Here is an 18,924-nt window from a genome sequence, read left to right as displayed (position 1 = left end):
AAAAAAAGTAGGCCCCTCCTGTCAGAACTGCGCTTTTGCGCAATTCGACAGGAGATTATCCTGTAGTTAAACGTTTCAGTGACGAGTTTCTGAGGCTACGTCCGTGCCGCCACCGGCAAACAGTTGCGCCACGTCACTGGCGTCGAAGAAATAGCGCTCGTTGCAGAACTGGCAATCGATCTCGACCTGCCCGCCGCACTCTTCCACCAACGCCTTGGCGTCCTGCTCGCCCAGACTGACCAGCGCATTGCCGGAACGTTCACGAGAGCAACTGCAATTGAAGCGCAACGGCTGGATGTCGAACAGGCGCACGGCATCTTCGTGATACAGGCGGTGCAGCAAGGTTTCGTTGCCCAAGGCCCACTCCTCGGCCTTGAGCGTGGTGGCCAGGGCGACCACGTGCTGCCAGCTTGCTTCGCGCTCTTCGTCGTCGGGCTGGCGATCGCGCGGCAGTTGCTGCAGCAGCAGGCCACGGGCCTTGCCGCCTTCGGCATGCAGCCAGAAACGGGTATTGAGCTGTTGCGACTGCACGAAATAGTTGGTGAAGCACTCTGCCAGGTTGTCGCCATTGAGGTCGACAGTACCCTGGTAGCGCTGGCCCTTGACCGGGTCGATGGTGAGGGTCAGGTGGCCGTCGGGCATCAACTCCGACAGGGTCGCGTGGGGCGGGATCTGCTCCGCTTCGTAGCGGGCCATGCCGCGGATGTCGCGGTCACCGGAACACTCGACCATCAGCAGCGGGATCGGCCCGGCCGAACGCGCCTGCAGAATCAGCAGGCCGTCGAACTTCAGCGCCCCGACCAACAGGGCAGTAGCGGCCATCAGTTCGCCGAGCAGCGTCTGCACCGGCTGCGGGTACTCATGACGCGCCAGCACCGCGGCGTAGCTGTCATCGAGAGACACCCACTCGCCGCGCACATCGCGCTCGTCGAAGATGAAACGTTGGGTGAAATCGGTATCAGGCAAGTCGCTCATAGGTTTTGGCTATCTGAGAATAATGACAAAATGGTTACAAGGGTTGTCGGAAATCGAGCGAGAACCCGTTATAGAGCGCTTACGATGCGCTCCGCGTCCTGTTTGCAATAGAGGTATTTTATGGACAATCCACCACTGTTCCAAGCAAGGTGGTCCTTCGGGCCATTGGCAGCCTGTACGCTGCTTCCCATCGTTCTACTGTGTTTCTGGTTATGGCCCGTTGGCCAGATCCTGTGCCTGACTTTCGACGAATGGCTGTTCCACAGCCTGAATGCGCCGCTGGCGGAAAACACCACCTGGCGCTACATCTGGACGCTCGGTAGCTTGCGCCCGTTCGACATCGTCGTCGGCCTGATCCTGCTGGCAGTGCTTATCCGCGGCGACTGGGTGTTCAAGGCGGCACAGGTTCGCCAGGCCTTTTTCGGCTTTCTGGTCACGCTTGTCCTCTTAGTGGTGATTCGCGCGCTGTTTTCCAAGTGGGTGGATGCCGCCGGCTGGCAACACAAGAGCCCGTCGATGGTGTTCGACGACGTGGTGCACCTGAGCGACTACTACCCGAACCTGGAGGCTGCCTGGGAGCTCAAGGACCGTTCCAGCAAGAGTTTCCCGGGCGACCACGCTTCGGTGCTGTTGATCTGGGCGCTGTTCATGAGCGTGTTCAGCCGGCGCCTGGTGCAGTACCTGGTGATCTGGGCGCTGGCGCTGCTGTTCATGCTGCCGCGCCTGGTGGCCGGTGCCCACTGGGGGCAGGATGACTACATCGGCGGGTTGCTGATGGCTGTGCTGGCGTTGGGCTGGAGCTACTACACGCCGCTGGCGGCCAAGGGCAGTGCGGCGCTGATGCGCTGGACAGCGCCGTTGTTCAACCTGCTGGGCAAATTACCGTTGGTCGGACGGATGGCCATCACCCGGTGAGGCCATGGGGCTGCCGCGCAGCCCATCGCCGGCAAGCCCGCGGTGGGCCGCAACGCGGCCCCTTTCAATCGAAACTGCCATGCAACTGGTGAATCTGCCGCCGCTGCTTCTTGGTCGGCCGGCCATCGGTCGTCACCCCCAGGGCGCCCGCCTTGCGCATTTCTGCCGCCTGCTCACGGCGGCGCACGCTCTCTTCGGTTTCCTCATACAACGTCTGCGCCTCCGGCGCCCCACGCCGCACCACCGACAGTGCTTTTACCACCACCGTGCGTTCATCGAACCCGGTGCGCAGCACGAACTGGTCGCCCACCCGCGGCTCCTTGCCCGGCTTGCAGCGCTCGCCCCGGCAATGCACCTTGCCGCTCTCGATCGCCGCCTTGGCCAGTGCGCGGGTCTTGTAGAAGCGAGCCGCCCACAGCCATTTGTCCAGGCGGACCTTGTCGTCGTCTTCGGCTTTTTGTGCCATCCCATTACCTCGAACGCTGTGTTTCATCGAACTGTACTACCGTAACGAGCGGATGCAAAAAATCCCCGCCGTGCTTACAGTTCAACACCTCATCAGCAGGGTGCGTTTCGTGAAGACATTTGACCATTTGACAGTGATCGGCCTGCGCGAGTGGGTAGCCCTGCCCGACCTTGGCGTGGCCGGGTTGCGCGCCAAGATCGACACCGGTGCCAGCACCTCCAGCCTGCATGCCACCGAAATCGAACCGTTCGAGCGCGACGGCCAACCCTGGGTCCGCTTCACTGCCCACCTGGGTTCGGTGGTGCAACTGCGCCACCGTCGCTGCGAAGCACCGCTGGTCACCATGAAGACCATCAAGAGCTCCAATGGCCAGGCCCAGACCCGCTATGTCATCCGCACGTCACTGGCATTGGGCGATGGTGTGTGGGAGGTGGAGTTCACCCTGGCCTGCCGCAAGAACATGCGCTACCGCCTGTTGCTGGGTTCCAAGGCGCTGATCCACGGCCAGTTGGTGGTCAACCCCGGGCTGAAATACGTACAAGACAAACCGGCCTTCCCGGCCACCCTTTCCCCTGTCACAGGTGCTGCATGAAGATCGCTGTGCTGTCGCGCAATCCGCGTCTGTATTCCACCCGCCGCCTGGTCGAAGCCGGAACCCAGCGGGGCCACGAAATGGTGGTGATCGATACCCTGCGGGCCTACATGAACATTGCCAGCCACAAGCCGCAGATCCACTACCGCGGCAAACCGCTGGAAGGTTTCGATGCGGTGATCCCGCGCATCGGCGCCTCAGTGACTTTCTATGGCTGCGCAGTGCTGCGCCAGTTCGAGATGATGGGTGTATATCCGCTCAACGAGTCGGTGGCGATTGCCCGCTCGCGGGACAAGCTGCGCTCACTGCAGCTGCTATCGCGGCGTGGCATCGGCCTGCCGATTACCGGCTTCGCCCACTCGCCAGACGATATCCCCGACCTGATCCAGATGGTCAATGGCGCGCCGCTGGTGATCAAGGTGCTGGAAGGCACCCAGGGCATCGGCGTGGTGCTGTGCGAAACCACCAAGGCGGCCGAATCGGTGATCGAGGCGTTCATGGGCCTGAAGCAGAACATCATGGTGCAGGAGTACATCAAGGAAGCTGGCGGCGCGGACATCCGCTGCTTCGTGGTCGGCGACAAGGTCATCGCCTCGATGAAACGCCAGGCCAAACCCGGCGAATTCCGTTCCAACCTGCACCGTGGCGGGGTGGCCAGCCTGATCAAGATCACGCCGGAAGAACGCATGACCGCCATTCGCGCGGCCAAGGTGATGGGCTTGAGCGTGGCGGGTGTGGATATCCTGCGTTCCAACCATGGGCCGCTGGTGATGGAGGTGAACTCGTCACCGGGGCTGGAGGGCATCGAGGTGACCACCGGCAAGAACGTGGCGGCGATGATCATCGAGCATCTGGAGAAGAATGGCGGGCCTAATCAGACCCGGACCAAGGGCAAGGGTTGAGAGCCTGGGGCTGCTTTGCAGCCCATCGCGACACAAGGCCGCTCCTACAGCAGGGCGCACCTCACTTTGTAGGAGCGGCCTTGCGTCGCGAAAGGGCCGCAAAGCGGCCCCGGTAATCACACGGCATTACGTGGCAGCAACAGCCCCAGAGGCAGCCTTACCCGCGCCTCGATCCCGCCCCCGGAGCGGTTGCGCAGCTCCACATTGCCGCCATGCTGCGCCGCGATCCGCTTGACGATCGCCAGCCCCAACCCGGTGCCCTTGCCACCGCGCGCCCGGTCGCCGCGAATGAACGGGTTGAAGATGGTTTCCAGCTCCGACTCGTCGATCCCTGTGCCACGGTCCAGCACACTCAGCACCACGTACGGCGCACTCTCGTCGCCCGACACGTAGGCGGCCACCTCAACCCCCTTGCCGGCATGGTGCAAGGCGTTGCCGATCAGGTTGCCGAGCATGCGCTTGAGCGAAACCCGGCGCAGCGGGAACGGCGGAATCGGCTCCAGGCACAGGCGCACGCGTTCTTCCGGCTGGTTGTAAGGCGCCACCACTTCGCGCACCAGGTCGGCCAGGTCGACTTCTTCGAGCGGTTCGTCACGGCCATCGCGAATGAAGGCCAGGAACTGATCGAGGATCGCATCCATGTCCTCGATATCACGGACCATGTCTTCACTCAGCTCGCTGTCGCTGTTCAACAACGACAGCGACAGGCGCAAGCGCGTCAGTGGCGTGCGCAGGTCGTGGGACACGCCGGCGAGCATCAGCTCGCGCTCGCGCCCGGCCTGCTCGACATCCTCGGCCATCTGGTTGAAGGCCTTGTACACCTCGGTCATCTCGCTGGGCGTATCGCTGATCGGCAGGCGCACGCTGCGCCCCTGGCCGAGCAGGCGAGCAGCGAATACCAGGCGCTTGAGCGGCTGGTTCAACTGGCGCACGAAGATCCACGCCGAGGCAGTGGACAACAGGCCAATGGCCAGGAACCAGCCCAGCACGTTCCAGATCTTCTGCCCCCGCAGCGGGTGCGGATACAGCGGCACTTTCAGCCAACCGGGGCCCAGGCTGGGCGCGTTGACCCACAACGCCGGCGGCGCATGAATACGCAGGCGCACCTCGGTGTCATCGCCAAGCTCGGCCTGCATCTGCCGTTGATAGATTTCACTGTAGGGCCAGTGCTGTTCGCCCTCGGGTACACCCGAGCCGGTAACCCGGATAAGGCCTGCCGCTTCGGCGATCTTGTCGCGGTTTTCTTCGTCGGCAGCCCAGTAGGCGCGCAAGGTCAGCGCGACGCCGTGGCTGTACTGGCGGTCGACCAGCACGTCCTCGTTCATCAACAGGTAGACCAGGGTCAAGGCCTTGGAGAACAGGACGACGATCAACACCAGCCACAGCGTGCGGGCGAAGAAGCTTTGCGGGAACCACAGCGGTGTTTTCATCGACGGCGAGGCATCATTTGCCGGCGTTTCCGTCCGGTACGAACACGTAGCCCACGCCCCAGACAGTCTGGATATAGCGCGGCTTGGACGGGTCCGGCTCGATCATGCGGCGCAGGCGCGAGATCTGCACGTCGATGGAGCGCTCCAGCGCATCCCATTCGCGGCCACGGGCCAGGTTCATCAGCTTGTCACGGGTCAGCGGCTCGCGTGCATGCATGACCAGCGCCTTGAGCACGGCGAACTCACCGGTGGTGAGCATGTGCACTTCGTCGCCACGCTTGAGTTCGCGGGTAGCCAGCGACAGCTCGTAGTCGCCGAAGGTGACCGACTCGTCTTCACTGCCCGGCGCACCCGGCACGCTCGGGGCCTGGCGGCGCAGCACGGCCTTGACCCGGGCCATCAGCTCGTCCGGGTTGAACGGCTTGCCGAGGTAGTCGTCGGCGCCCAGTTCCAGGCCCTTGATGCGGCTGAGCTCGTCGCCCTTGGCGGTGAGCATGATGATCGGGATCTGGTTGTTCTGCTGGCGCAGGCGCTTGCATGCCGACAGGCCGTCTTCACCAGGCAACATCAGGTCGAGCACGACCAGGTTGAACACCTCGCGCTGCAGCAGGCGGTCCATCTGCTCGGTGTTGGGCACCGCGCGGGCACGGTAGCCCTTGCTGGCGAAAAAACGCTCCAGCAGGCTGCTCAGCCCCGGGTCGTCATCGACGATGAGAATCTTTTCACCTTCAGCGGTGTTTGGCGTGCCGGTCATGAATTACTCCTCTGGTATCGCCGCGCATTATGGCGTAGCCATTGCTGCACGTTGCGTGAGCATTGTTAGCAGATTTTTCCCCGGGCGCCAGTTCCGGCTGGCCGGGCGCCATCACCGCAAGGCAGTTGCGATGGGTATAATGCGCGGCTTTCATCCAGCGCCGCCGGGCGAAAGGCCCACAGGCGCCCTCCGTATTCATCAATGTCAGGTGGTTTACATGGACAGCATCAACAGCCGTATCGCCGAGGAACTGGGCGTACGCCCCCAGCAGGTCGAGGCGGCCGTGGGCCTGTTGGACGAAGGCTCGACCGTGCCCTTCATCGCCCGTTACCGCAAGGAAGTGACCGGTAGCCTGGACGATACCCAGCTGCGCCATCTGGAAGAGCGCCTGCGCTATCTGCGCGAACTCGACGAGCGCCGCGCCAGCATCCTGGCCAGCATCGAGGAGCAGGGCAAGCTGACCCCGGAACTGGCCCGCGAGATCAAGCTGGCCGACACCAAGACCCGCCTCGAAGACCTCTACCTGCCGTACAAGCAGAAGCGCCGCACCAAGGGCCAGATCGCCCTCGAAGCCGGCCTCGGCGAGCTGGCCGATGGCCTGTTCAACAACCCTGACCTGGCCCCGGAAAGCGAAGCCGCACGTTTCGTCAGCGCCGACAAAGGCGTGGCCGACGTCAAGGCGGCGCTGGAAGGCGCCAAGTACATCCTCATGGAGCGCTTCGCCGAAGACGCCGCGCTGCTCGACAAGCTGCGCAGCTTCCTCAAGCAGGAAGCCGTGCTCAGCGCCCGCGTGGTGCCCGGCAAGGAAGAGGAAGGCGCCAAGTTCCGCGATTACTTCGCCCACGACGAATTGCTGCGCAACGCGCCGTCGCACCGTGCCCTGGCGATTTTCCGCGGGCGCAACGAGGGCGTGCTGAGCGCCTCGCTCAAGGTTGGCGAAGAACTGCCCGGCACCCTGCACCCCTGCGAGCTGATGATCGGTAATCACGTCGGCATCGACAACCGCAACCGCCCGGCCGACAAGTGGCTCGGCGAGGTGGTGCGCTGGACCTGGAAGGTCAAGCTGTACACCCACCTGGAAACCGACCTGTTCGGCGAACTGCGCGACAACGCCGAAGGCGAGGCGATCAATGTCTTCGCCCACAACCTGCACGACCTGCTGCTGGCCGCCCCGGCCGGCCCGCGCGCGACCCTGGGCTTCGACCCGGGCCTGCGCACCGGCTGCAAGATCGCCGTGGTCGATGCCACCGGCAAGCTGCTGGACCACACCACGGTCTACCCGCACGCGCCGAAAAACGACTGGGACCGCACCATTTCCATCATGGCCGCGCTGTGCGCCAAGCACTCGGTGGAGCTGATCGCCATCGGCAACGGTACCGCCAGCCGCGAGAGCGACAAGCTGGTGGCCGAGCTGGTCAAGAAGTATCCAGCGCTGAAGATTACCAAGGTCATGGTTTCCGAAGCCGGCGCTTCGGTGTACTCCGCCTCGGAGCTGGCTGCCCGCGAATTCCCGGACCTGGACGTGTCGATCCGTGGCGCTGTTTCCATCGCCCGCCGCCTGCAGGACCCGCTGGCCGAGCTGGTGAAGATCGACCCGAAATCCATCGGCGTCGGACAGTACCAGCACGACGTCTCCCAGGTGAAGCTGGCGCGTGGCCTGGACGCCGTGGTCGAGGACTGCGTGAACGCCGTGGGGGTCGACGTCAACACCGCCTCGGTGGCGCTGCTGACCCGTATTTCCGGCCTCAACGCCACCCTGGCCCAGAACATCGTCGCCCACCGCGATGCCAACGGCCCGTTCGCGACCCGCGCGGCGCTGAAAAAAGTCAGCCGCCTGGGTGAGAAAACCTTCGAACAGGCCGCCGGCTTCCTCCGCGTGATGAACGGCGACAACCCGCTGGACGCCTCGGCAGTGCACCCTGAAGCCTACCCGCTGGTGCAGCGCATAGCCGCCGACACCGGCCGCGACATCCGTTCGCTGATCGGTGACAGCAGCTTCCTCAAGCGCCTGGACCCGAAGCAGTTCACCGATGAAACCTTCGGCCTGCCGACCGTTACCGACATCCTGCAGGAACTGGACAAGCCTGGCCGTGACCCGCGCCCGGAATTCAAGACCGCCACCTTCCAGGACGGCGTCGAAGACCTCAAGGACCTGGAACCGGGCATGATCCTCGAAGGCGTGGTGACCAACGTCACCAACTTCGGCGCCTTCGTCGACATCGGTGTGCACCAGGACGGCCTGGTGCACATCTCGGCGCTGTCGGAGAAGTTCGTCAAGGACCCGCGTGAGGCGGTCAAGGCCGGCGACGTGGTCAAGGTCAAGGTCATGGAAGTGGACATCCCGCGCAAGCGTGTCGGCCTGTCCATGCGCATGAGCGATACCCCGGGCGAAAAGGTCGAAGGCAACCGCGGCGGCAACCGTGGCACCGGCGGCAACCGCCAGCAGCAGGCACCGCGCCAGCGCGAAACTGCCACTGCCGCCCCGGCCAACAATGCCATGGCCGCACTGTTCGCCAATGCCAAGCAGTTGAAGAAGAAGTGATGGACGTACCCGGCGAATACGTCGAAAGCGCCTTCAGCCAGCTACTCGGCTGCCGCCTGCAACACCTGGAGACAGGTGTTGCCGAGGTAGCCCTGGCGCTCGGGCCGCACTTGCGCAACCGTGGCCAGAAACTGCACGGCGGGGCGATCTTCAGCCTGGTGGACATAGCCATGGGCCTGGCTTGCTCGGCCAGCCATGGCTTTGACCAGCAAAGCGTGACCATCGAGTGCAAGATCAACTACATGCGCGCCGTCAGTGACGGCGAAGTGCTGTGCACGGCTCGCGTGCTGCACGCCGGGCGGCGTACCCTGGTAGTCGACGCCGACGTAGTCCAAGGCGACAAACTGGTGGCGAAAGCGCAAGGAACCTTCGCGGTTCTCTAGCTCACCAACCGCTATGTGCGGTATTTTCGGCAACAACTGGGGGCTGCGAAGCGGCCTCCGAAGTCGGCGCTGTGCAATGCCGGAACCGCATAAACCAGGCGACAACGCCAGTTCCTTTTCCCACTACCCTTGTAGACCGTCTTTTCTACCCCCATATTGGGGCGACTGACGCGTGAAGGAATACATCTTGAGCGACCTCCTCAACCGCCGCCTGAGCCTGCTCGGCGCCAATCTCCCCCTGCTCAAGCAGTGCCTGCACGGTATTGAGCGCGAATGCCTGCGTGTGACCGCCGAAGGTCGCCTGGCCCAGACGCCGCATCCGCAAGCCCTGGGGTCGGCGCTGACCAACGAGCAGATCACCACCGATTATTCCGAGTCGCTGCTGGAGTTCATCACCCCGGCCCTGCCCGACCCGGCCAAGGTGCTCGAAAGCCTCGAGGAGACCCACCGTTTCGTCTACAGCAAGCTGGGCGACGAATACCTGTGGAGCCCATCGATGCCGTGCACGCTGCCGGCCGAGGAAGACATCCCGATCGCCGAATACGGCAGCTCCAACATCGGCAAGCTCAAGCACGTCTACCGCAAGGGCCTGGCCCTGCGCTACGGCCGCACCATGCAGTGCATCGCCGGTATCCATTACAATTTCTCCTTGCCGGAGGCACTGTGGCCACTGCTGCGCAGCGCCGAAGGCAGCAGCGAGAGCGACCGCGACTACCAGTCGTCGGCCTACATCGCGCTGATTCGCAATTTCCGCCGTTACAGCTGGCTGTTGATGTACCTGTTCGGCGCCTCGCCGGCCCTGGACAAAGGCTTCCTGCGTGGCCGTCCGCATCAGCTCGAAGAGCTCGACGCCGAAACCCTGTACCTGCCCTATGCCACCAGCCTGCGCATGAGCGACCTGGGCTACCAGAGCAACGCCCAGGCTGGCCTCACGCCGTGCTACAACAACCTGGCCAGCTACACCGACAGCCTGCGCAAGGCGGTGGGCACGCCCTACCCGCCCTACGTTGAAATCGGCACACACGTGGATGGCGAGTGGGTGCAGTTGAACACCAACATCCTGCAGATTGAAAACGAGTACTACTCGAACATCCGCCCCAAGCGCGTCACCTACACCGGCGAGCGGCCAATCCAGGCCCTGACCTCGCGCGGCGTGCAGTATGTGGAAGTACGCTGCCTGGACATCAACCCGTTCCTGCCGGTGGGCATCGACCTGACCGAGGCGCGCTTCCTCGATGCGTTCCTGCTGTTCTGCGCGCTGGAAGACAGCCCGCAACTGGATAACGGCGAATGCGGCCAATGCACCAACAACTTCCTGACCGTGGTCAAGGAAGGCCGTCGCCCTGGCTTGGAACTGCGCCGCAATGGCCAGCCGATCGGCCTCAAGGACTGGGCTGGCGAGCTGCTCGGGCGCATCCGCCAATTGGCCGACCTGCTCGACCAGGCACATGGCGGTGACGAACACGCCAAAGCCCTGGATGCGCAGCAGGCCAAGGTTGACGACGCCTCGCTGACGCCATCGGCCCAGGTGTTGGCGCGCATGACCGAGCATGACGAAAGCTTCGTCAAGTTCGCCCTGCGCCAAAGCCAGATCCACGCCGAAACCTTCCGTGAGCAGCCGCTACCGGTCGAGCGCCAGCAAGCCTTCGAGACCCTCGCCCGCGAATCGCTCGCCGAGCAGTCGCGCCTGGAGCAGCAGGAGGTGGGCGATTTCGACCTGTTCGTCGGCGCCTACCAGGCCAGTATCCTGGCGATCAGCAACTGATGACCCGCACGGCCACCCCGCGCAAGCCCCGCGCCAGCAGCCAGGCCAGGATCGAGGCGATCCTGGCGGCTGCACGCGAGTTGCTGGCCGAACAGGGGGTGGCCGCACTGTCGATCTACAGCGTGGCCGAGCGCGCGCAGATACCGCCATCGTCGGTGTATCACTTTTTCGCCAGCGTGCCGGCCCTGTTGGAAGCGTTGACCGCCGACGTGCACCGGGCGTTTCGCGAAGCCTTGAGCGCCCCGATCGATAGCAATGCGTTCGCTACCTGGCACCAACTGTCGCGGCTGGTCGAACAGCGCATGCTCGACATCTACAACGAGGATGCCGCGGCGCGTCAGTTGATCCTCGCCCAGCATGGGTTGAGCGAGGTGGTACAGGCAGACCGCCAGCACGACATGGAGCTGGGCGAGTTGATGCACAGCCTGTTCGATCGCCATTTCGTGTTACCGACAATGCCGAGCGACGTGGATGTCTTCGCCCTCGCCATGGAACTGAGCGACCGCGTTTATGCGCGTTCCATGCAACTGTTCGAGCAAATCACGCCGCGCATGGCCGAGGAAGGCATGCGCGTGTTCGAGGCATATCTCTCGCTTTATTTGCCACCTTTCCTGCCACAGCGCCGCACCGACTGAAGATACATATACCACCGGGCAAACCACCGCGATCAGTTCAATGAGGGCCCATTACTTCCAGCCCTCAAAGAGTTGATCGCTCATGCCCGCACCCGACATCAGCCTGCCCGACCTCATCACGACCCTGCCAGTCAACGGCTCCGCCCCCCTCAGCCAGCAATTGGCCGGCAAAGGTAACCTGCTCACGGTCGCACGGCAGACACTTGAACGAACCACGCAACAGCTACGAACCCTGTTGAGCCTGGCACCCGATCTGCGGCAAACCGTGCACAAAACGTTACACGCTGAACTGCAACTGGACCCGACCCATTGCGGTTTGCACCATGGCGATAGCCAGGTGAACATGGTCACATTCGCTACCCGCCTGCTAGCCGGCCCGGTCTTTGCCAATCCGTTTGCCGACTGGACCCCGTGGGGTTTCAGCGATGCGTCGGCATTTGCCACAACGACAGCCGCCGCATGGGAACAGCAGCTAGGCCCTGCGGTGCGAACAGCGCAGTTTCAAGCTGCGGGCAATTACTGGGACGGGCGAATGCCTGGTAGCAATAGCTCGCGCAAGGCCCAGGCGAACAAACTGCTTCGCCAGCACTTCACCAGCAATCTGGACATTGCATACGGCCTGGGCAAGATAGACATCAGCGATTGGCTGCACGGCAGGGAGGCATCGGCCGGACATGCTTTGGTGGAGTGGCGGCTACCGACGGGAACCACGCTGACCAGCACAGCAGCGTTGCTGATCAGCCCGCAAGCCGGCCTGACATCCTGGTTGCTCTACCTGCCAGGCAGGCTCAACCCTGTGCTTGCTTTCAACGATCTCGAAGCTTTGCGTGACTGGATCTTCGCCAACCGCTTCTGGTTCTGGTCGGACCCCAGGTATTCCGTTGTCACAGGGATGCGCGAGGATGTCGTCATTACCCATCTGCAACGCGATGGCTTCAGTGCGCTGATGGCGGAAATGCTCCGCCAGCACAAGGAGATTACCGAACACCACCTGCTTCAAGCCTGCCTGCAAAGCGAAACGGGCCCGCTGGACTTGTCCGACCTGCAAACCTGGGAACGCCAGCGCAGTGAACTGGTTCGCGAGGCACTCGACGCGACCGTGAAAAGCGCCATCGACCAGGTGCACGCAACCGATACCGCGCTGGCGGAGGAAGAGGTGCACTTCGCCTGCCTGGAACAACATCTGCCGATCGGCTGGCGCAAGCAGTCGATCGAACGCCAGGAGACACTGCTGGAGCAGTATCTAGCTGGAGAGACAGCTCCCACCTCCGCCAAGGTCACGCTGTTGCGCGAACGCCAGGCGGAGCTTGACGTGCTGCAGGATGCCCAGGACCTCTATCTGCTGGAATTGCCAGCCGTGCTCTCGAGTGCCAGCCTCAAGGTGCGCGTCGGTGACAAAAGCCCGCTCGAGCAGATCAGTGAAGGGCTTTGCCAGGCCTTGCTCAAGGAAGCGCGCCTGCAGCACACGCTGGGGGAGCTGTCGGATACCCATCTGGACTGGATCGAGCAGCTTGTCGACAGGCCCAAGCCTGGCCTGCAACGCTTCGTACAGGCCAGCGCACTGGAGCTGGTGGCCGCAGACCGCACCTGGCAGCTGCATGGCTACATGACATTCCGTGCGCTGCCCAAGGAAGATGATCAAACCCATGCGCCCAGCATATTGCTCTACAGGCCAGGCCAACGGGGTGGATTACTGGCATTCGAGCACGAGTCGGCACTCGCCCGAAGCCTGCTGGCTACGCTGCAGGGCGCATGGCCCGACGCGCTGCTGGAAGCGGCGCAGCCGGCCGATGCCATACAGCTGCTGGAGGCCCTGGCCGACTCGGCTTCGGCATCGTTCAACCATACGGTGATCAAATCCCACTTCATGCAGCACTGTGTGGAGGCCATAGTTGCGGCGCTGCCTGCCGACAGTTCGAAGGAGCACGCCCGGCAACGCCTGTGCATCAGCAGCAACCGCGCCAGAGAGACGGCCCTGGCAAGGTTTGCCGAGAACAACCGCAGCAGCCACATCCACGCCCAGCTCAGCCCATTGCACCACCTTGACCCGCACCAGCTTGACGACCTGGCCAAACAGGTTGACGCGCTGCGGGGCGCATTGCTGGCCTCGACCGACCTGCTCAGGATGAGCTTGCCATCACGCAAGCAATTCACCCGCAGCATGCTGCATCAACACCTGCGCACTGAGTTTGGCATTCAGAATATCCCGCAAATTACCCTCGACATCGCCGACAGCGTAACCGTGAAAAAACAAGTAACCGGTCAATCGGCACTGGGCGGCGCTGGGTCTCGAGACGTGCCGGAATTCAGCAAGACGCGCAGTGCCGTGAATCTCGAATCGTTCATCCTGCTGGCCCTGGATGATCAGCGGCGACTCAGACTGGGCAATGCCACCATCAAGTGCGAACCGGAAAACCACACACTGGAGCAAGCCCTTACCCCAACTTATATCACCGAGCTGATCACGCAACTGGATGCCGCTGGCAGTTACGAGCAACGTATCACCCAGGCCTACCTGGGCTTTGCACACGAATCCGCCTGGCAGGTGCAGTGGCGCCAGGAGACCTTGCGTGCCCCCTACGAACACCGCCTGCGGCTGCTGACCCTGAGCAGGCCGACCAGCCTCGACGCCTCGGGACAGACGCTGCTGGAAAGGTTCTGCCAGGAACAGCTCGACAGCACCGCCACCAGAACCATCGCCTACCACACGCTGGAGCTTGCCCCAGGCACTGCTGCTGACGGGTCCAGTAACAGCGTGGGGCTGTCAGGTATCAGCGTGATCCAGGATATGAAAGGGCCGGTACTGCTCTATATGCCGGATGCCCCCAACGGCAAGATCATCACTCAGCATGCAACCGCCAAGGCTGCGTGCGAGGCGCTGCAGACGATGGCGCTGGACAAGGGCATGGTCCATTACCTGGCGACCCAGACGCAATCCGGCAACCCGGATGAACATGAGCTGTATATCAACCAGGCGCTGCAGGCCGGCTTCAAGGCCTTCATCGACGTGGGCTCGGTGCGCACCGAAACCTTGCCAACCTACGAAACCGCCCAGGACATGGGCGAACTCATCCGCGAGCATCGGGCCACTTCGCGCAGCCAGGCTGACATGGCGCTTGTCGCGCCCGAGGCGTTCAACCGTTACTTCTTCCTCGGCTTGCGGCTGACACTTGGCATATTGCCCGGTGCGGGCACAACGTTGGCCTTGTATGACGGTTGGCACGCGGCGAACGCCGCGGTCTCAGCGTTCCAGAAGAGCGAGCTGGAGGAAGGTCTTCAGCACCTGGTCAGCCTGTTGCAGTCACTGACCGACGCCATCCTCACGCTTGCCCCGCTGGCGGCCAGCGCAGGCACACCTGCCACCACGGCCCGCCAGTTGACCCGGCAACGCCAGCGCCTCGAACCGTTCAGGCCAACGGGAGGAATCCGCAAAACCCCGCCAAACCCATTCGCAGGTTACGAAAGCGAGTTGCCTGCGGGCCCGATGGCGCCTTCCACACACCCACAAGGTGCGGGCGTGTTCGAGCACAGCATCAGCAATCAGCACTTCATATCGCGCTATGCCGCCTGGTACGCGGTGGAGTGGGACCCGACAAACTTCACCTGGCGGCTAAAGCCTCATGGCCTGCGCACCTACCGGCAACCGGTACGGCTGAGCGAACAGGGGTTATGGGAAACCCCTGGCAGGCTCAGCGGCTTGCTGGTTGACAATGGCTTGCAAGGCGGCGGCGGCTTACTCACCACCCTTTACGACCAAGGCGTCGCCTATTGGCGCATGATCGTGCGCGGTCAACCTCGGCAACTGACCGGCATGGATCTGGCGCACGACATCAACGACGAACTGAGGCGCATCCGGGATCGCATGCGCACCAGGCAAGCGAACTATCGCGAGGCCACACAAGCAGTTCCGGAGGGGGCTCGCCCGACCAAAGCGCAAAGGACCGCGATCGCCAACGCTCGCCGGGAACTGGTCGAAGAACTCAGTCGTAACATCACTTACAACGAGCGCAGCATTGCTCGCCTGCGAGAACAGCGCGCCACGCTAGGCAGGTCGACCTACGCCAGGTTCACCTCGGTATGTGAGGAAAACATCAGCGAAATGAGCGTACTGGAGATGCACCTTGTATCGGCACGCTTCAGCCTGGCGACGGACGAAGCCCGGCGCGCTATCAATGCCACCCAGGCCCTGCACGGGCACAATGTCGCCGTCGAACGGGTCGAGCTCCTCACTCAGCGGGCATTGGCGGCAAACCGCGAATTGATAGCCACCTTGCAGGAGGTGGAACGCCTGGCCATTCGTCATCAGGCCAGGCGCAATACCTTGCAGGGCAACGCATTGACCCGTTACCAACTGATGGCAGACGAGACGGGGCTGATCCTCGACCTCGCCAATGCACAACTTGTCCGGGCATCCATTCTTTCGTTGACGTTATTCCAGGCAAGCGCCGTCGGACATCCGCAGATCGGCGCATTCATGGCGCACTTCCACGAGCAAGGAACTGCGTTGCGCAGCACCCTTTTCAGCCACCTGCAGTTGCCCCAGGCCAGCCTCAGCCGTGCCCAGGAGCGCAACTTCCTGCGCAGCGCACAAAGCCACTACGCGCGGTTCCTGAGCCATGTCACGGCGTGGGAAGACAATTTCCAGGACTTGCTGTCACCTAGTGAAAACCGTTCGCTGCGACAGTTGCTGCGTCAGCTGATCGATGACATCGAAAACAGCCTCGACAGGGCCAATGTCGCTCGGCAACGCAGCGGTCACCAGCCTGGGCGTGGGGCTAGCCGCCCGCGCCTGTTCGAAACCGTGGAAGGCCCACTCATTGGCACCGAGTACGCCGAAGGGGGGCAGGTACGCATGCGTATCAACCAGCCACACTCCAACCAACCCCATACCACCTACACCAGAAATGAAGCAGGTCAGTGGCAACTGTCTGCAGCAGAACGCGCAGCGCCTACACAGACAATGGCGAGCCTGATGGAAACCGCCACGGCCCGCCTGGACGATGTCCCAAGGCAGCAGGCCAGGCTGCGCCAGTACCAGACAGCGCAAACCTTGCCGGTTGATCTGCAGGACATTGCCGAAGGGCACGCGCAGCAACTGCGTTTCATCGCCGACAGGATTCGCCAGAAAGCCGGGGATGCAATGACCGATGGGCAGCAAGCCCTGAGGCAAAGGCTGAACACCGCTGCCGAGCAGATGGAGACACTTGGCCGCGAATTGCGCATCGCCCAGACCAAGGCCAGCAGAAAGCCTACGGTTGGTTACCTGGAATACCTGCTTGGCGAGCAGGAAGCCGAAATTGCCTGGTCGCGCACTTTGAATCCCAAGCTGGATCGCAAAGGCAACCCGGTCGAATATCTGGAGGAATATCGCATTCTTGATCGCAATACCCGGCAGGCCTTGTGGTATGCACACTTTCACTTCCGACAAAAACCGGCACAAGGTTTCAACCGGCTGGAAGCAGGCCACCTGAAACTGGCGAGCGAACGCGACCTGGGCGACGGCGCGTGGCGGGGCAGCATGAGCGAGGCCCAGGCCAACCGTCTATTCGGCAACCTGCGGCCGGCCACCTGATACAGCATTATCGGGGCCGCCTGGCGGCCCTTCGCGGGCGCGCCCGCTCCCATATTGTCCGCTGTCGCAGGACCGTGTGGGAGCGGGCGTGCCCGCGAAGGGCTGCAAAGCAGCCCCAATATCGAGCAACCTCATCACAGCTTGGCGATAGACACTTCAGTCGACTTCACGAAGGCAATCACTTCACTGCCCACTTGCAGCTCCAGCTCACGCACGGAGCGGGTAGTGATGACCGAGGTGACGATGCCCGAGGCTGTCTGCACGTCGATTTCCGACAGTACCGGGCCTTCGAGGATTTCTTTCACGGTGCCTTTGAACTGGTTGCGAACGTTGATGGCTTTGATGGTCATGATGTCATTCCTTCTCTAGGGACTTCCGGGGTATTAGTGCGCCCAACGCAATTGCGTGGGCAGAGGGGCGACAGGATCCGGCTCGGGCGCAGCGCCCGGGGCCGACAGCACTCGGTTGAGCACTTCGCTCTCCAGCGCGGCCAGGCGGTGCGAACCACGCGCCCGGGGCCGTGCCAGGTCGACGGTGAGATCGAGCCCGACCTCACCGTCCTCGATCAGGATCACCCGGTCAGCCACGGCAACCGCCTCGCTGACGTCGTGGGTGACCAGCAGCACGGTGAAGCCGTGCTGGCGCCACAGGCGTTCGATCAGCTGCTGCATCTCGATACGGGTCAGTGCATCCAGTGCACCGAGCGGCTCGTCCAGCAGCAGCAGGCGCGGCTGGTGGATCAGCGCCCGGGCCAGGGCCACGCGCTGCTTCTGGCCACCGGAGAGCGCTGCCGGCCATTCGTTGCCACGGTCGGCCAGGCCAACGGCCTCCAGGGCTTGCAGCGCACGCGGGCGCCAGTCGCCGGACAGGCCCAGGCCGACGTTGTCGATCACCTTCTTCCACGGCAGCAGGCGCGCATCCTGGAACATCAGGCGGGTTTCTTCGCGGGCCTCTTCCAGTGCTGCGGCGCCAGCCAGCAGCTGGCCTGCCGTAGGCTGGTCGAGGCCGGCCAGCAGGCGCAGCAAGGTGCTCTTGCCGCAGCCACTGCGGCCGACGATGGCGACGAACTGGCCAGCCGGGATATGCAGCTCGATGCCCTTGAGCACTTCGCGCTGGCCGAAGGTCTTGCGCAGGCCGCTGGCAGCTAGCGGGATACCACGCAACAGGCGTGGCGGCTGTTCCTTGAGCACAGTCATGCGCCCTCCTTCTTCGCCACTTGATAGGCCGGGTGCCAGCGCAGCCACACGCGCTCCAGGCCCCGCGCAGCAAGGTCGGCAAGCTTGCCGAGCACGGCGTACAGGACGATGGCCAGTACCACCACGTCGGTCTGCAGGAATTCGCGGGCGTTCATTGCCAGGTAGCCGATGCCAGCGTTGGCCGAGATGGTTTCGGCAACGATCAGGGTCAGCCACATGAAGCCCAGGGCAAAACGCACGCCGACCAGGATCGATGGCAAGGCCCCCGGCAGGATCACCTGGCGGAACAGGCTGAAGCCGGACAGGCCATAGCTGCGCGCCATCTCCACCAGCGCCGGGTCGACGTTGCGGATGCCGTGATAAGTGTTCAGGTAGATCGGGAACAACGTGCCCAGTGCGACCAGGAACACCTTCGCCGACTCGTCGATACCGAACCACAGGATCACCAGCGGGATCAGTGCCAGGTGCGGCACATTGCGGATCATCTGCACCGAGCTGTCGAGCAGGCGTTCGCCCCAGTTCGACAAGCCGGTGATGAAGCCCAGCACCAGGCCGATGCTGCCACCAATGACGAAGCCCAGCCCGGCGCGCCAGCCACTGATCGCCAGGTGGGTCCAGATCTCGCCACTGCGCACCAGTTCGACGCCGGCACTGACCACGGCGCTGGGCGCCGGCAGGATGCGCGTCGACAGCCAGCCGGCGCTGACCGCCAGCTGCCAGGCAGCCAGCAGCAGGAGCGGCAGCGCCCACGGCGCCAGGCGCTGGCCAAGGCTATTGGAAGTTGCACGACTCATGGC

General features: G+C 63.3%; 14 protein-coding genes and 1 pseudogene. 8 read left to right on the top strand and 7 right to left on the bottom strand.

Going from position 1 to position 18,924, the window contains the following annotated elements; genetic code table 11:
* Window positions 1-75: 75 nt before the first annotated feature.
* Window positions 76-975, bottom strand: coding sequence for an Hsp33 family molecular chaperone HslO (gene hslO / locus HG549_RS01245; protein ID WP_170027822.1), 900 nt, complete (start codon window positions 973-975; stop codon window positions 76-78).
* Window positions 976-1,095: 120 nt separating this feature from the next.
* Here hslO and HG549_RS01240 point away from each other — a divergent pair, with 120 nt between their 5' ends.
* A complete protein-coding gene (locus HG549_RS01240; protein WP_170027821.1) occupies window positions 1,096-1,890 on the top strand; it encodes a phosphatase PAP2 family protein in 795 nt (264 codons plus the stop codon).
* A gap of 64 nt (window positions 1,891-1,954) precedes the next feature.
* Here the strand turns inward: HG549_RS01240 and HG549_RS01235 are convergent, their stop codons facing one another.
* A complete protein-coding gene (locus HG549_RS01235; protein ID WP_170027820.1) occupies window positions 1,955-2,356 on the bottom strand; it encodes an RNA-binding S4 domain-containing protein in 402 nt (133 codons plus the stop codon).
* A gap of 175 nt (window positions 2,357-2,531) precedes the next feature.
* Between HG549_RS01235 and HG549_RS01230 the strand changes: the two genes are divergently transcribed.
* Both HG549_RS01230 and rimK read left to right on the top strand, forming a co-directional pair.
* Window positions 2,532-2,948, top strand: a complete 417-nt coding sequence (locus tag HG549_RS01230; protein ID WP_372241559.1) for an ATP-dependent zinc protease — start codon at window positions 2,532-2,534, stop codon at window positions 2,946-2,948.
* Window positions 2,945-3,850, top strand: a complete 906-nt coding sequence (gene rimK / locus HG549_RS01225; RefSeq protein WP_013970455.1) for a 30S ribosomal protein S6--L-glutamate ligase — start codon at window positions 2,945-2,947, stop codon at window positions 3,848-3,850. The genes HG549_RS01230 and rimK overlap by 4 nt, the downstream gene beginning before the upstream one ends.
* Window positions 3,851-3,966: 116 nt before the next feature.
* On the opposite strand, the gene HG549_RS01220 is transcribed toward rimK, so the two are convergent.
* Both HG549_RS01220 and ompR read right to left on the bottom strand, forming a co-directional pair.
* Window positions 3,967-5,280, bottom strand: a complete 1,314-nt coding sequence (locus HG549_RS01220; protein WP_170027819.1) for an ATP-binding protein — start codon at window positions 5,278-5,280, stop codon at window positions 3,967-3,969.
* A gap of 13 nt (window positions 5,281-5,293) precedes the next feature.
* Window positions 5,294-6,034, bottom strand: a complete 741-nt coding sequence (gene ompR / locus HG549_RS01215) for a two-component system response regulator OmpR (RefSeq protein WP_170027818.1) — start codon at window positions 6,032-6,034, stop codon at window positions 5,294-5,296.
* A 217-nt stretch (window positions 6,035-6,251) separates the two neighbouring features.
* Here ompR and HG549_RS01210 point away from each other — a divergent pair, with 217 nt between their 5' ends.
* The 5 genes from HG549_RS01210 (at window position 6,252) to HG549_RS01190 (ending at window position 16,931) form a co-directional block, all read left to right on the top strand.
* Window positions 6,252-8,576, top strand: coding sequence for a Tex family protein (locus HG549_RS01210; RefSeq protein WP_170027817.1), 2,325 nt, complete (start codon window positions 6,252-6,254; stop codon window positions 8,574-8,576).
* Window positions 8,576-8,959 (top strand): PaaI family thioesterase, encoded by a 384-nt coding sequence (locus HG549_RS01205; protein WP_170027816.1) that lies wholly within the window; start codon window positions 8,576-8,578, stop codon window positions 8,957-8,959. Before HG549_RS01210 ends, HG549_RS01205 begins: the two co-directional genes overlap by 1 nt.
* Before the next feature lie 187 nt (window positions 8,960-9,146).
* Window positions 9,147-10,724: a glutamate--cysteine ligase gene (gene gshA, locus HG549_RS01200; protein ID WP_170027815.1), complete on the top strand. Its 1,578-nt coding sequence runs from the start codon at window positions 9,147-9,149 to the stop codon at window positions 10,722-10,724.
* Window positions 10,724-11,359, top strand: coding sequence for a TetR/AcrR family transcriptional regulator (locus HG549_RS01195; protein ID WP_170027814.1), 636 nt, complete (start codon window positions 10,724-10,726; stop codon window positions 11,357-11,359). The genes gshA and HG549_RS01195 overlap by 1 nt, the downstream gene beginning before the upstream one ends.
* A gap of 82 nt (window positions 11,360-11,441) precedes the next feature.
* On the top strand, window positions 11,442-16,931 hold the full coding sequence (locus HG549_RS01190) for a dermonecrotic toxin domain-containing protein (RefSeq protein WP_170027813.1): 5,490 nt from the start codon (window positions 11,442-11,444) through the stop codon (window positions 16,929-16,931).
* A 134-nt stretch (window positions 16,932-17,065) separates the two neighbouring features.
* On the opposite strand, the gene HG549_RS01185 is transcribed toward HG549_RS01190, so the two are convergent.
* From HG549_RS01185 to ssuC, 3 genes and pseudogenes are all read right to left on the bottom strand, one after another.
* Complete coding sequence (locus HG549_RS01185; RefSeq protein ID WP_003255829.1) at window positions 17,066-17,281, bottom strand: molybdopterin-binding protein; 216 nt, start codon at window positions 17,279-17,281, stop codon at window positions 17,066-17,068.
* 33 nt (window positions 17,282-17,314) lie between these two features.
* A pseudogene (gene ssuB / locus HG549_RS01180) lies at window positions 17,315-18,152 on the bottom strand (aliphatic sulfonates ABC transporter ATP-binding protein).
* Window positions 18,124-18,921 (bottom strand): aliphatic sulfonate ABC transporter permease SsuC, encoded by a 798-nt coding sequence (gene ssuC, locus HG549_RS01175; protein ID WP_170027811.1) that lies wholly within the window; start codon window positions 18,919-18,921, stop codon window positions 18,124-18,126. Before ssuC ends, ssuB begins: the two are co-directional and overlap by 29 nt.
* Between the last annotated feature and the right edge of the window lie 3 nt (window positions 18,922-18,924).

This window comes from Pseudomonas sp. SK (genome assembly GCF_012975065.1).
GTDB classification, from domain to species: domain Bacteria; phylum Pseudomonadota; class Gammaproteobacteria; order Pseudomonadales; family Pseudomonadaceae; genus Aquipseudomonas; species Aquipseudomonas anuradhapurensis.
Note: the sequence above shows the minus strand (reverse complement) of the source record. Positions and strands in the feature narration are given on the sequence as shown.